The following is a 13,450-nucleotide window of genomic DNA, read 5'->3' on the forward strand; positions in this document are numbered from 1 at the left end:
AAAGTCAGTCCTCGTGGATCTCGTCGTGCAGGCGGGCCGCCGAGCCCCTTCTCCCGCCGTCCGGGCTGTCGAGGGCCGAGCCGAACGCCCGGTCCCAGTCGATGTCCACACCCCTGAGGCCCGTCGGGCCGCCGCTCGCGCGCGTCAGCGGCTCGAAGACGTCCATCACTCTGCGCGCCATCTGCGCACGCCCCTCCTGCACCGCCTCCAGCACGGAGGCCGCGAGCTGAGGGCCCGTCATGCCGCGGTACTTGTTGTCCGGGAACTTGAGCCCCGTCAGCTCGCCCTGCGGGCCCACGGTGACCTCCACGGCCCGGTCCCGGGACCGGATCGTGGCCGAGGCCTCGCCGAGTTCGCTCTCCGCCCGTGCGACGGCCTCCTGCACGGCCGTCAGCTCGGCCATGGCCTCGGCAAGCTTCTGTTCCATCGACTCGCTCAACGGTTCCCTCTCCACCTGCTCGTACGTGATTCTGCCGTACACGTGTGCGCAACGCCAACTGCCCCCCGTTCAGGTGACGCTGGGGGTACTCCCGCGACCGCCACGTTACGGGTCACCGTCCGATCACCGCGGGCGCGCCACCCTCGTCCGCACCCCACACGTCCTCGTCCTCCGGCACCCACGAGTCCCGTGCGCGGTCACCGCTCTGGGTCTGTGTCTGCTGTCCTGGCGCGCCGGCGGCGCCGCCCCCCGCCACCGGCGGGAGGAACGGCGTACCGCCGGCGGTCGGGGCGCCGGTGGCGACGCGCACCTCGTCGTCCGCGTACCGGCCGTTCCTGACGGGAGCACCCGCACCGGGCCGCGGGCGGCGGTTCTTGACCACCTCGCCGTCGATGACGTTGCGGACGCGCTCGCCGGAGTCCGACTGACCTCCGCCGGCACCGCCCATACCGCCGCCCATGCCGCCGCCCATGCCGCCGCCCATGCCGCCGCCCATGCCGCCGCCCATGCCGCCGCCCATCGGCGTGCCCGCCCCGGTGCCGGTGCCGGCACCCAGATCGCCCATGGACCCCCCGGGGGGACCGGGGAAAGCGCCGCTGTTGAGGAACGGGCGGTTGTGACCGGGGGTGGTGGTCCCGCCGGAGGCCCCGCTGCCGGCCAGGGGCGACTCGTAGGGCTTGTCGTCGAACAACTCCTCCTCGTAGGAGGGGTAGTCGTAGGACGGAGGCTTGTAGTCGAACGATCCGTTGTCGAGGTGGCCCGAGCCGGTGACGGACGGGCCGGAGCCGTCCAGGTAGCCGGAGAGGGTCGAGCCGTCCGGACGGGTGATGGTGGTGGTGCCCGTGTCCGGGTTGATCGTCTGGGTGGAGCCGTCCGGCAGCTCCGTGACCACGTTGCCGCCGGGGTCCAGGTGCGTGGTACCGCCGCCGGGGACGGGCAGCAGGTCGCCGGTGTTGAGCGGCCCGGAGATGGTCGATCCGTCGGGCCTGGTCACGGTGGAGGAGTGGGTGGCGGGGTCGATCGTGACGGTGGAGCCGTCGGGGTAGTCGGTGATCACCCGGCCGCCGGAGTCGATGCGCGATTCGCCACCGCCGGGGAGGTCCAGGACGCCGTCGTTGACGGGGCCGGAGATGTGAGTGGAGGACAGGTCAGGCAGATCGCCGCCGCCGAGGAGATCCCGACGGGAGTTGTCGAACGCGGTCCGCGCCTCGGCCTGCTTCTTCTCCTGCTCCTGGCGGATCTCCTCCTGCTTGGCCTCCGCCTCCGCCTGCCTCTGCTCCTGCTTCGCCTCCTGCTCGGCCTGCTTCTGCTCGGCCTCCTTCTCCTTCGCCTCCTGCTTCGCCTCCTGCTCCGCCTGCTTGGCCTCCGCCTTGGCCTCCGCCTCGGCCTGCTTCTTCTCCTGTTCGGCCTGCTGCTGCTCCTGGCGCTCTTCCTGCTCGGTGCGGATGCGGTCCTGCTTCGCCTCCTGCTCCGCCTGCTTCTGCTCGGCCTCCTTCTCCTTGGCCGCCTGCTTCGCCTCCTGCTCCTTCTCCTTGGCCTCCTGCTTGGCCTCCTGTTCGGCCTGCTTGGCCTCCTGCTTGGCCTCCTGCTCGGCCTGCTTCTGCTCGGCCTCCTTCTCCTTGGCCTCCTGCTCGGCCTTGGCCTGGGCCTCCTTGGCCGCCTGCTCCTTCTTCGCCTCCTCCTGCTCGGTCTTCGCCTGCTTCATCTGCATCATCTGCATGTTCTCCGCACGAGCCTGCGCCTCGGCCTGCTTGGCCTCCTGCTCCTTGCGGATCTCTTCCTGCTTCTGCTCCTGTTCGGCCTGCTTGGCCTCCTGCTCCTTCTCCTTGGCCTCCTGCTTGGCCTCCTGCTCGGCCTGCTTGGCCTCCTGCTTGGCCTCCTGCTCGGCCTGCTTCTGCTCGGCCTCCTTCTCCTTGGCCTCCTGCTCGGCCTTGGCCTCGGCCTCCTTGGCCGCCTGCTCCTTCTTCGCCTCCTCGGCCTCGGCCTCCTGCTCGGCCTCCTTGGCCGCCGCCTTGGCCTCGGCCTCCTTCTCCTTCTGTTCCTGCTTGGCCTCCTGCTCCGCCGCCTTCGCCTCGGCCTCCTTCTCCTTGCGTTCGGCTTCCTCCTTGGCCTCCTTCTCCTTGCGCTCCGCCTCCTCCTTCTCCTTCTTCCGCTCCTCCTCCGCCTTGGCAGCCTGCTCCTTCTGCCACTGCATGAACTCGTCCTGCTTCTTGGCGGCGGCCGCGGCCGCGGCCGCGGCTTCGTCCTCCTTCTTCTTCGCCTCCTCCTCCGCGACTTCGGCCTTCTCCTCCTTGTAATCCGAGGCGAGGGTGCTGCTGGTGCCCCGGGACTTCACGGAACCCAGGTCGAAACTGCTGTTGCTCCAGCTGTCGCGCACCTTCTCCATGGCCGCGGTCGCCGCCACGTCGAGGTTGTCCTCGATGGTCTGCTGCCACATCTCGAGGGCCTTGTTCCCGATCTTCACCCAGGTTTCGAGATCCTTGAGGTCACCGAATTCCTGGGCCGCGGCGCTCAGGGGCATGTCGCCCGATCCCTTGATCGCGTCGATGGCGGCCTTGTTGTTGAATCCGCCCTCCGCGATGTAGTTCGTGTAGGAGCTGTATCCTCCTCCGTACGTCCCGTAGGTTTCGATCTCGTAGGTGATCTTCGTGATGTTGTTGTCCCAGACGAAGTTCATCACGGCGGAGAGCACTTTGTGCAGGACGATCAGCGGGTTTCCGTACTCCCACTCCCATTTCATCCAGACGTTGTGGAGGTCCGCCACAGCGTCCGCGAGATCCTTCTTGGCCTGCCGGATCTCTTCACCCTGCTTGGAGTAGCCCGTACTCGACCCCATGTCCTCCGCATAGTCCGAGTACTGCTTGTTGACCTTGTTGACGAGGTCCCAGAAGACGCCCGCCGCCTTGCCCCGCCATGCGTCGTTCTTCTCCTTGCCGACGCTGCTCTGCCACTCCTCCACCACCTTCTGCTGCGTGGCGAAGAACTGGGCGACCCGGTCGAAGGCTCCGGCCACCACGTCGAAGTTGGCGAGGGTGACGGAATCCGCGTCCGCCACGTCCTTTCCACCCCAACTGAATCCGTAGGTGCCTTCCTTCTCGTTGTTTCGCAGTTCCTGCAGAGCCAGCCCGGTGCCGAAGGCGTACTGGGTCAGTGGAGCGCTGTCCCAGGTGGCCTTGCCGTCCATACCCAGGTGGCCGTCGATGGCGCTGGAGAACTGCCCGCCCTCGTAGTAGCCCTGAGCCGGGATCCGGCCGTCCCCCTTGTTGCCGAGCAGCGTGATGCGGGCCTTGTACATGGAAACGTCGGAACCCGCGCCACCCGACGTGTAGTAGAAGGGGATGACGAAGTCGGTGTTCTGGATGTCGGAGCCGGCGTTCTCGTACAACCAGTTCAGGTCTTCGGTGTCGACGTAGTCGACATAGCCCACGTCGGATATCTCCACCTTCATCAGGGGGATTCCCTCGTTACCGACGAGGGTGTTGAACAGATCACCTCTGGCCGGCGCCGTGTATCCCGTGAAGAAGCTGACCGCCTCGGCCCACTTGTCATTGGTGCCGGAGAGTTGTTTGGTGATCTTGCTGTCGTCGAGCGCCATGCCAGGCTGCCTTCTCGGTCAGGGCGGATGGGGGGAATCGGGCCGGCCAGGTGACTGTGGTGACACGGCGTCGGCGGACGCGTGGAAAGACGGCTGCGCCGAGTGAGCGCGAGGGTTCAGTCCTCTCCCTTGCCCTTGTCCGAGCCGTCGCCGCTCTCGGAGAGCACCTCGTCCACGCCCTCGAAGAAGTCGATGAACTTCTTCCCGTCGATCTTCTCCAGGTTGTCGTCCTGGGTCTTGAACATCTCCGCGATGGTGTCGTCGAGGTTCTCCTCGATCTCCTCGAAGAGCGAGACCTGGAGTTTGAGGATCTCGTCGATCTGGTCCACCATCCCGTTCAGGGACTCGATCAGGTAGCTGCCGTTGGTTCGGCCCTCCTTTTCACTCGCCATGGTCCCGATCGCGAGCGGCACCTTCTGGCCGTCGGAGAAGCCCGGTGCCGTGGCAGCTCCTTCCCCCGCGCCCTGCAGATTCGGGATGGCGGGTACGAGGACCCCGTCCGGTGAGTCCCCGTCCTCCCTCATCTTCTTGATCGCGGCGAGGAAGGGGCTGACCTCGTTGTCGAGGAAGTCCTGCAGCCATGCCTTGTTGAGATTGACTGCGGGGGGGTTGTCCGCCATGCCGTACTACTCCTGTCTCCATGGGGTTCGTTCGACTTCGGGCGTTCCGCGCGGGCGGGTGGCGCCGGCGATCCATGCGGAACGGGGGCGGCGGCACGTCGGCCTCACGACAGCGGGCGGCCGCTCGCGTGACACACGCGGACGGCCGCCCGAAGAGAACCGAGGGCGTGTCGCCCTCCGGTCAGCCGCCGATGCGCACGCTCTCCCAGAGCGATGTGAGGGACTTCTCGCTGTACTGGTAGCTGTCGGACACGTCGGTCAGCAGGGCCGAGTTCTCGGCGAGGATGCGCTTCATCTCCTCGACGGCGTTGTTCCAGGACGCCTGCTTCTGGGCGTAGACCGCCTTGTCGTCACCTTCCCAGGTCTTCTGGAGCTCCTGGAGCTCCGCCTCCAGGTTGGTGAGGATGCTGTCGATCGCCTTGGTCTGCTGGACCATGTCGTCGGCGGCGTTCTGCATGTGGGAGTAGTCGACGTAGATCTGGCCGTCGGTGAAGTCAAGCGGGGGGGTCATGGTGGTCCTCGTCTCGCGCCGAATAGTGCAGAGGGGAAGGGTGTCGCGGCGCCCGGGTGCCGGTCAGGGATCCGGGAGCGGTGATCAGCGACCGGCGGTGGAGCCCGCCAGGGCGTTGAAGATCTCCTCGGAGCGGTTGTACGCCTGCTGGATGGACTCGTTCGCGGTGGACTGCTGGATGCCCTGCGCGCGCATCGTCTCCTCCAGCGTCGTGATCATGTCGCGGAGGTTGCTGGAGATGATCTCCGCCTGACCGTCCCACCGGTCGAGCAGCTTCTGGAAGGCGCCACCGTCGCTACCGGCATAACCGGAGGACAGGTTGTGCTTCATGTTCTCCACGTCCTGGCGGCTCTTCTGCACGCCGGTGAAGGCCATCTCCAGCGCGGTGACACCGTTCTGTGTCGCTGATGCCAGTGACTGCTGTCCGCCTGTGCCTGCCATGTGCCTGCTCCTCCTGGAGTGTCACGCCGCCGGTCCTCGGACGCAGACAGCGCGGTGCGTGGCCGGACGCGGTCGGAGGACCGGCGCCCGGATGGTTCGGACGAATGGAGCCTAAGGAGAAAGGAGTTGGCGATTCAATGGCCTGAGTCACCTTCTCGGCTCCGACCGGATGTTTCGGTCCCGCTGCCCGCGGGGCTCGGAGGTGGGAGATATCCGTCCCGACCGTCAGCCGAGACCTCGTACCTTCCCGTACAAGGACGGCTGATGCTCCCGTCACGTTGCGGGTGGCACGGTCAATTCTCTTTCTTTCACCTGGTGTTCACCTTCCTTCCCCCTCTCGACGCGTTCTCTGGTCCCACCGCGCGGCCGGTACGACGGCCCCGTCACTTCCGGTCGCAGCGCGGAGTGGTGTTCGCGCTCCGGCCCGTGGCGGCGGCCTCCGTCGTCAGGTCCGGCCCCGTCGGCAGCATCGCCAGGAGGGGCGCCGGAAGTCCGCGCACCTGGCTTTGCGTGTAGCCCAGTGCCCCGAGCGCGTCCGCCGTACCCACCCGGTACTTCATCCCGGTGTCCGTCACCAGGTAGACGGTGGTGCCGACCTTGCTCCCGCCCGCCCCGAGCGCGCGCAGCAGGGACCCGCCGCCGGGCCGTACGGTGATCGTGCCGACCGGCATGCAGGCGGGGGTGAGTCCCTCGGGTGGTGCCTGGGCGGCCGGGCCCAGGGAGCCCGTCCCGGTCAGGGCCACACTGATCCGCGGGCCGCGCTCGCCGGGCTCGATCCTCACGCAGACGGTGCGGTCCTCGCCGAGGACCACCGCCTCCGGCGGCGCCGAAGGCAGGCCCGGGTCCTCGGCGGTCTCGCCCGCCCCCGGGGCCAGATGGCCGCTGAGGACGTCCGCGCCCAGGGTGGTCAGCTTCGCAGCACCGCCCCCGTAGACCTTCTCGCGGGTCTCCGGGTCCCCGAGCACGAGCGCGGCACCGGTGGACGTGAGGGGGGTCAGCCCCTCCTCGCGCAGCAGGTAGTAGCGGTCGGCGGAGCCCGGCACCGTGACGCGGAAGACCTCGCCGATCCGGGACTCCCTGCCGCCCAGCGGCGGCCCGTCCTTGCCCTTGCCGGGTACGTCCGGCGGGCGCAGGTCGGGGCCCGACGGCAGGGCGTTCAGGAAGGCCGCCGAGACGGGGAGCCGCGGGACGGAGCCGTAGCCGAGGGCCTCGCGGGCGCGGCTGTCCTCGTCGAGCCGGAGCTTGCTCCCCCGCCACACCAGGTAGCCGGCCTTGTCCGGCCCGGTCACCAGCATGCCCTCGCCGGTGGGCAGGCCGGCGGCGTCGGCGGAAGAGTCCACCGCGACGGTGGTGCCGGTGGCGCCCGTCCCGCTGCCCGAACAGACCCGCCACGGACCGGTGTTCAGGTCCTCGCTCCCGGGCAGCGCGTCCGGGGCCCCGGTGATGCCGACGGGTGACCCGTGTGGCGTCCCCTTCAGGGAGCCGGAGCCGACCGTCACCGCCTTCATGTCGGCGCCCCCGAGCAGCCGCGCCGAGGCGTAGTTGCGCACCGGCCGCAGCCGCCCGTCCAGGTAGAGGTAGCGGGATCCGGTGTCCTTGTTCACGACGAGGGTTCCGGCCGCTCGCCAGGAGTCCTTCGTGCCGGGTTTGAGCAGCCCGAGGACGAAGGAGCCGGCCGACAGGAGGACGGCGATCACGATGCCGATCACCACCCCCCGGTTGGTCCGCCCCTGGGGGCTCTCCGGAGCGTCCGGATCCGCGCGCAGCATGCCCGAGGTCAGCCGGCCCATGACGAACATGTGGGCGTGGACCTGGTCGCGTTTGGACTGCATGGCAGCGTGTCTCCCTTCCGGTCAGCCGTTGATGGACCGCAGGGTGCCGTACACGCCGAGCACCCACAGCGCGAGCGGCAGCATGCTGACCGCCAGGGCCGAGTGCAGCAGTTCGCCCGCGCGGCCCCAGTACGGCACGAGCCGGCGGCCGGGTACGGTCCAGGCCGCGATCGCGAGCCCCGCCGTGGCGGCCAGCAGACCCGCGGCCGCCACCAGCCGGGTACCCGCCGTCGCGGCCGGGGCGGCGACCACCACCAGCAGGACCAGCCCCGCGACGCCCGGTACCACCAGCGACATGCGCTGCCAGATGTTGCCCAGTCCCCGGGCGTGCAGGATGAGCAGCAGGGACAGCGCCACCGTCATGATGATCTCGGCCGGCTCACGTTCCCGGGCGAGCGCGACGAGGCATCCGGCGCCCACCACGCCCACCGCCCCGTACAGCGAGGTCATCCAGCCGTCGGCGAGGACGGCGCGGGCCGAGACCACGGAGGTGGCGTGCGGCTCGATGCCTTCCTGCAGTTGCTGCGCGTTGGTCGGCAGGGGCGGCATGCGCATCCCGGACATCCGGAACGCCAGTGACGGTACGAAGGCGCCCAGGACCACCGCGAGGACGGCGATGATCCCGGCGGCGTGCACGGGCGCCAGGTCGGTCGTGATGAGCAGGACGGCGGCCAGGGCCGCGAAGACCGAGACGACGGCGATGCCCAGGAAGAGCGCGGCGAACGCGGCCACGACGGCGAGTGCGAGCACCGCTCCGCCCGCCGCGGCGGCGCCGGCGGCCAGCAGTCGGGCGCCCAGCGTCTCGTGCGCGTGCGGCCCGCTGAGCGCGCCGCCCGGCAGCAGCCACCCGGCCAGGGCCAGGTAGGGCGCCACCATGAAGCCCAGCGCGGCTCCTGCGCCGGCGTCCCCGACCGCCCGGCTCGCCGCGCCCGCACCCGCGAGCAGGAGCAGGCCGGCGGCGGTCGCGAACACGGCCCGGGGCAGCGCGGAGCCGCCGGGCCACGCGATCACCACCATGCCCGCCGCCAGGACCGCGACCGCGACGCCGAGCAGCACCCACCGGCTGATCTTGGGGGTCCAGCCGAAGGGGTGGTCCCGCATCGTGGTGGCTATGCCGTCGACGAGATCGTCGAGGTGCACCTCCGGCAGGGCTTCGGCGCGTGGTCGGAGGTAGAGGGTGTCGCCGTCGCGCAGTCCGTAGGAGTCGAGGGTGCGTTCCTCGTCCAGTGGTTCGCCGCCGAGCCGCTGGAGTACCCAGCCGCCGTGGTCGATACCGGCTTCCTCGAGGTCGTCCCCGGCGTATCCGAGCACCGCGGGCAGCAGGTCGGCCACGGGGACGTCGGCGGGCACGGCGAGATCGATGGTCCTGGCGGGGGCTCGTACCGTCAGACGGCACAGCTCGGCCACCTGAGTGTCAGTCATCGGGATGGCTCACGCTTCTCCGGTTACTGCTGCGAACGGTCAGGGAACGCCGTCTGACACACCGCCGGACATCACACGTGGCTGGGGGACTCTAAAACCCCGTCATGAGGCGGTAGTTGACGGTCGGCACAATGATCGTAGTATCAGCTGCCCGTCCAGCGCGACGCGCCCCGGGGCAGGGAACGCGACGTGACCGCGGGCTGACCGTACGACGCGGCACGGAGGGCGTCGGGGTACGGACGCGGAAGAGGTCGTGAACGGACGGGGTGCGCGTCACGTCCCGCGGGTACCGTCACACCCGCCGTGGTTCCGGCCGGCGACCGGTCCTGTAGCGAGATCGTGACACGGCGGCGCGGTGGCCACGGTCGTCGTACGGCGCCTGCCGGACGCCCGGTCGCCGCCTGCCGGACGCGCGGCGTAGGGTGCGTGCGACAGCGAGGCCCCCGTCCGGCGTCCTGGCACCGTGCCGACCACGACGGGTGCCGCCGGCGACGACGTCGACGTCGTTCCGCCCGCTCTCCCCCCTCGCCCCGTAAGGAGACGGTTCCTTGAGTGTGGTCCTGTTCCGCCGCCCGGCCCGACGCCGGGGCCCGGAGATGCCCGACGGGGAGCTGAATCTCCAGGAACCACCGATCCTCCCCGAGACCGTGCCCGACACCTCCGCCGTGTGGACGTACCTCCCCATGGCCCTGATGTCGGTCTCGATGATGTTCATGTTCATGCGGCCCGGTATGAACCGGGGCTCCGGCGGGTTCATCTACATCGCCCTGGGTCTGATGGTGCTCGGGGCCGCGGCGATGTTCATCGGTCAGTTCATGCGCAAGGCCGCCGAGCGCAAGCAGAAGCTGAAGGGCGAGCGCCGGGACTACCTGCGCTACCTCACCCAGATCCGGCGCAAGGTCCGCGGCGCCGTCGTGGACCAGCAGCTGGCCCTGGCCTGGCGCCACCCCGAGCCCGCCGCCCTGTGGTCCATGACGGGCACCACCCGGCTGTGGGAACGGCGGCCCCGCGACGAGGACTTCGGGGAGGTGCGGATGGCGGTCGGTGAGCAGAAGCTGAGCCTGAAGCTGACCCCGAACTCCACCAACCCCGTCGAGGACCTGGAACCGCTCAGCGCGCACGCCCTGCGCAGCTTCATCCGCGCCTACTCGACGGTGCCGGAACAGCCCATCGCCATCTACCTGCGGGCCTGGGCCCGGGTACTTTTCCGGGGCGACGAGGAGCGGATACGGTCCGTGACCCGGGCACTGCTCGCCCAGCTGGCCACCTTCCACTCGCCCGACGACGTGTGGATCGCGTTGTGCGTGTCCGACGAGCGGCGCGCGGACTGGGAGTGGACCAAGTGGCTCCCGCACAGCCTCCACCCGCACGACACGGACGGTGCGGGTCCGACCCGCATGACCGTCTCCGCCCTGGGTGAGCTGGAGAACCTGCTCGGCGCCGAGTTCATGGAGCGGCCTCCGTTCGACCCGGACGCCGTACCCGGCCGCGAGGAACCCTTCACCGTGATCGTGGTGGACGGGGGAACCGTCCCGGCAGGCCACCGCCTGGACGGCGCCGGCTTCCGTAACGCGGTCGTCCTGGACCTGAGCGGCGCCCTCTCCTGGCGGCCAGGCCGGATCACCCTGCGTTTCGAGGTCGGCGAGGACGATCTCGGGCTGGTGCGCACCGACCGCGAGCGCAAGGAGCAGACCACCCGGCTCGGCAGGCCCGACCGCCTCGGCCTGACCGGCGCCACGACCCTGGCGCGGCGGCTCGCCCCGTACCGCATGGGCCTGGGCACGGCCTCGGACTCGTCCGAGCCGCTGTCCGCCAACGTCGAACTGACCACCCTGCTGGGCATCCCCGACCTGCACCGCCACGACCCGGAGACACTGTGGCGGCAGCACACCGGACCCACCCGGCTGAAGGTGCCGATCGCGGTCGGGGCCGACGGCGAGCCGGTCGAACTGGACATCAAGGAGTCGGCCCAGGGCGGCACCGGACCGCACGGCATGCTGATCGGGGCCACCGGCTCCGGCAAGAGCGAACTGCTGCGCACCCTCGTCCTGTCGCTCGCCCTGACGAACTCCTCGGAGACACTGAACTTCGTCCTCGTGGACTTCAAGGGCGGTGCCACCTTCCTGGGTCTGGACGAACTCCCCCACACCTCCGCCGTCATCACCAACCTGGCGGGAGAGGCCGCCCTGGTGTCCCGCATGCAGGACGCCCTGCACGGTGAGCTGATGCGCCGTCAGGAACTGCTGCGGTCGGCGGGCAACTACACCTCCGCGCTGGACTACGAGAAGGCCCGCGCCTCAGGCGTACCGCTGGAACCACTGCCCAGCCTCTTCGTCGTCGTCGACGAGTTCAGCGAGCTCCTGGCGGCGCACCGGGAGTTCATGGAGCTGTTCGTGATGATCGGCCGCCTCGGCCGGTCCCTCGGTGTACATCTGCTGCTCGCGTCCCAGCGCCTGGACGAGGGCCGGATGCACCAGCTGGAGAGCCACCTGTCGTACCGGATCGGTCTGCGTACGTTCTCCGCCATGGAGAGCCGCGGGGTCCTCGGCGTACCGGACGCGTACCAGCTGCCGCCGGCGCCCGGCAGCGGCTTCCTCAAGTCGGGTGTGGAGGCGCTGACCCGCTTCCGCGCCGCGTACGTCTCCGGCCCGTACCAGCGACGGGGCGGCAGCGCCAACCAGGCGCGGGTGGCCAGTCAAACCGTCCCGTGGACCAGTGGCTACGTCGTGCCGCGCCGGCTGCCGGACAGCCCGCCCCCCGAACCCGCCCCCGAGCAGGAGGACACCGGGGACAGCCTGCTCTCCGTGGCCGTGGAACGGCTGCTGAACGCCGGCCCGCCGGCCCACCAGGTGTGGCTGCCGCCGCTGGACCTGCCCGCCACCCTCGACCAGGTGCTGCCGCCGCTCACCCCCGACCCCGAACTGGGTCTGACCACCGTGGGATCGGCGCACCGGGGACGGCTCACCATCCCCATCGGCATCATCGACCGCCCCTTCGACCAGCTCCGCGACCTGCTGACCGTCGACCTCTCCGGCGCGGGCGGTCACATCGCCGTCGCGGGCGGGCCGCAGAGCGGCAAGAGCACGATGGTGCGCACGATCATGACCTCGCTGGCGCTCACCCACACCCCGCGCGAAGTACAGTTCTACTGCCTCGACTTCGGCGGTGGCACGCTCGCCGGGCTGGCCGGCTTGCCACACGTCAGCGGAGTCGCGGCACGCCTGGACACCGAGCGGGTCGGCCGTACGGTCGCCGAGGTCACCACGCTGCTGGCGGAGCGCGAGCGGTTCTTCCTGGACAACGGCATCGACTCCATGGCGACTTTCCGGCGCCGCCTCGCCGCCGGGGAGTTCCCCGACCACCGGCACGGGGACGTGTTCCTGGTGATCGACGGCTGGTCGACGGTGCGCCAGGACTTCGACCGGTACATCCAGACCTTCGGCTCGATCGCCGCGCGCGGTCTCAACTACGGCATCCACCTGATCGTCACCACCTCCCGCTGGGTGGAACTGACCTCCGCCATCCGGGACCAGGCCGCGACCCACCTGGAGCTGCGGATGGGTGATCCCATGGACTCCGAGATCGACATGCGGCGCGCCGCGACCGTACCCCGGCTGCCGGGCCGCGGCCTGACGCGCGACGCCAAGCTGCACTACCTGACCGCACTCCCCCGGATCGACGGTGTGGAGTCCGCGGACGACCTGTCCGACGGTGTGGCCGGTCTGGTGGCGGCGGTGCGGGAGAGCTGGCAGGGCCCGCCGGCCCCGCCGGTCCGGATGCTGCCGACCCGGCTGCCCCTCTCCGCGCTCCCGGCTCCGAAGGGCGACTTCAAGATGCCCATCGGCCTGGAGGAGGAGCGTCTGTCCACGGTGTGGCACGACTTCTCCGAGACCCCGCACATGATCGTGGTCGGCGACGCGGAGAGCGGCAAGACCAACATGCTGCGCCTGACGGCCAAGGCCATCATGGACCGGTACACCCCGGCCGAGGCGCGCATCATGGTCGTGGACTACCGCCGCGCGCTGGTGGAGGCGATCCCGGACGAGTACCGCCTGGGCCACGCGGTGTCGATGGACGCCCTGAAGGAGCTCATCGCGGGCGCCGCCCGCGCGGTGACGGCACGGGTGCCGGGTCCGGAGATCACGCCGGCCCGGATGCGCACGTGCGACTGGTGGGACGGTCCGCGGCTGTTCATCCTCGTGGACGACTACGACATGCTGGGAACGAGCGCGATGAACGCGCCCTTCGACCCGCTGCTGAACCACCTCGCACTCGGCTACGAGGTCGGCCTGCACATGGTCGTCTCCCGTTCCGCCGCCGGCGCGGGCCGGGGACTGGGCGAACCGATGCTGCGCCGCATGCAGGAGGTCAACACCCCGACGCTGCTGCTGTCGTGCCCGCCGTCGGAGGGCTTCATCCTGGGCAGCGTCAAGGGCCGGAACCTGCCGCCGGGCCGGGGTACGCGGGTGACGCGCCGCAAGCAGACCCAGGTGCAGACCGCGGTGCTGGAGGACCAGGAGTCGTAGGGCAGACACCTCCTGGCGGGGTGGGTGCCGGGGGCGGGGGGGGGCCGGGGGCGCGCCGCGGCGC

At 70.1% G+C, this 13,450-nt stretch carries 8 protein-coding genes; 1 reads left to right on the forward strand and 7 read right to left on the reverse strand.

The genetic code is table 11. From position 1 onward, the window contains the following. Nucleotides 1–4: 4 nt before the first annotated feature. The 7 genes from ACWCV3_RS27320 to eccD form a co-directional block, all read right to left on the reverse strand. Nucleotides 5–427 (reverse strand): YbaB/EbfC family nucleoid-associated protein, encoded by a 423-nt coding sequence (locus ACWCV3_RS27320; RefSeq protein WP_451229489.1) that lies wholly within the window; start codon nucleotides 425–427, stop codon nucleotides 5–7. A 124-nt stretch (nucleotides 428–551) separates the two neighbouring features. Next, nucleotides 552–4,034: an AAWKG family protein gene (locus tag ACWCV3_RS27325; RefSeq protein ID WP_451229492.1), complete on the reverse strand. Its 3,483-nt coding sequence runs from the start codon at nucleotides 4,032–4,034 to the stop codon at nucleotides 552–554. Between the two features lie 116 nt (nucleotides 4,035–4,150). Further along, nucleotides 4,151–4,654 carry a type VII secretion system-associated protein gene (locus tag ACWCV3_RS27330; RefSeq protein ID WP_451229495.1) on the reverse strand — a complete coding sequence of 168 codons (504 nt, stop codon included), beginning with the start codon at nucleotides 4,652–4,654 and terminating at the stop codon, nucleotides 4,151–4,153. A gap of 181 nt (nucleotides 4,655–4,835) precedes the next feature. Beyond that, nucleotides 4,836–5,165, reverse strand: coding sequence for a WXG100 family type VII secretion target (locus ACWCV3_RS27335; protein ID WP_451229498.1), 330 nt, complete (start codon nucleotides 5,163–5,165; stop codon nucleotides 4,836–4,838). Nucleotides 5,166–5,249: 84 nt separating this feature from the next. After that, nucleotides 5,250–5,606, reverse strand: a complete 357-nt coding sequence (locus tag ACWCV3_RS27340; protein ID WP_451229501.1) for a hypothetical protein — start codon at nucleotides 5,604–5,606, stop codon at nucleotides 5,250–5,252. A 383-nt stretch (nucleotides 5,607–5,989) separates the two neighbouring features. Further along, nucleotides 5,990–7,438 carry a type VII secretion protein EccB gene (gene eccB, locus ACWCV3_RS27345; protein WP_451229504.1) on the reverse strand — a complete coding sequence of 483 codons (1,449 nt, stop codon included), beginning with the start codon at nucleotides 7,436–7,438 and terminating at the stop codon, nucleotides 5,990–5,992. 21 nt (nucleotides 7,439–7,459) lie between these two features. Beyond that, on the reverse strand, nucleotides 7,460–8,860 hold the full coding sequence (gene eccD / locus ACWCV3_RS27350; RefSeq protein WP_451229507.1) for a type VII secretion integral membrane protein EccD: 1,401 nt from the start codon (nucleotides 8,858–8,860) through the stop codon (nucleotides 7,460–7,462). 554 nt (nucleotides 8,861–9,414) lie between these two features. Between eccD and eccCa the strand changes: the two genes are divergently transcribed. Further along, nucleotides 9,415–13,386: a type VII secretion protein EccCa gene (gene eccCa, locus ACWCV3_RS27355; RefSeq protein WP_451229510.1), complete on the forward strand. Its 3,972-nt coding sequence runs from the start codon at nucleotides 9,415–9,417 to the stop codon at nucleotides 13,384–13,386. The last annotated feature ends 64 nt before the right edge of the window (nucleotides 13,387–13,450 follow it).

Source organism: Streptomyces sp. NPDC001781, from assembly GCF_053596035.1.

Excerpts from the sequence above, each read along its gene's own strand:
- ACWCV3_RS27330 (WP_451229495.1), bottom strand. The coding sequence starts at position 4,654 with ATGGCGGACAACCCCCCCGCAGTCAATCTCAACAAGGCATGGCTGCAG.
- ACWCV3_RS27320 (WP_451229489.1), bottom strand. The coding sequence starts at position 427 with ATGGAACAGAAGCTTGCCGAGGCCATGGCCGAGCTGACGGCCGTGCAG.
- eccB (WP_451229504.1), bottom strand. The coding sequence starts at position 7,438 with ATGCAGTCCAAACGCGACCAGGTCCACGCCCACATGTTCGTCATGGGC.
- eccD (WP_451229507.1), bottom strand. The coding sequence starts at position 8,860 with ATGACTGACACTCAGGTGGCCGAGCTGTGCCGTCTGACGGTACGAGCC.
- ACWCV3_RS27325 (WP_451229492.1), bottom strand. The coding sequence starts at position 4,034 with ATGGCGCTCGACGACAGCAAGATCACCAAACAACTCTCCGGCACCAAT.
- ACWCV3_RS27340 (WP_451229501.1), bottom strand. The coding sequence starts at position 5,606 with ATGGCAGGCACAGGCGGACAGCAGTCACTGGCATCAGCGACACAGAAC.
- ACWCV3_RS27335 (WP_451229498.1), bottom strand. The coding sequence starts at position 5,165 with ATGACCCCCCCGCTTGACTTCACCGACGGCCAGATCTACGTCGACTAC.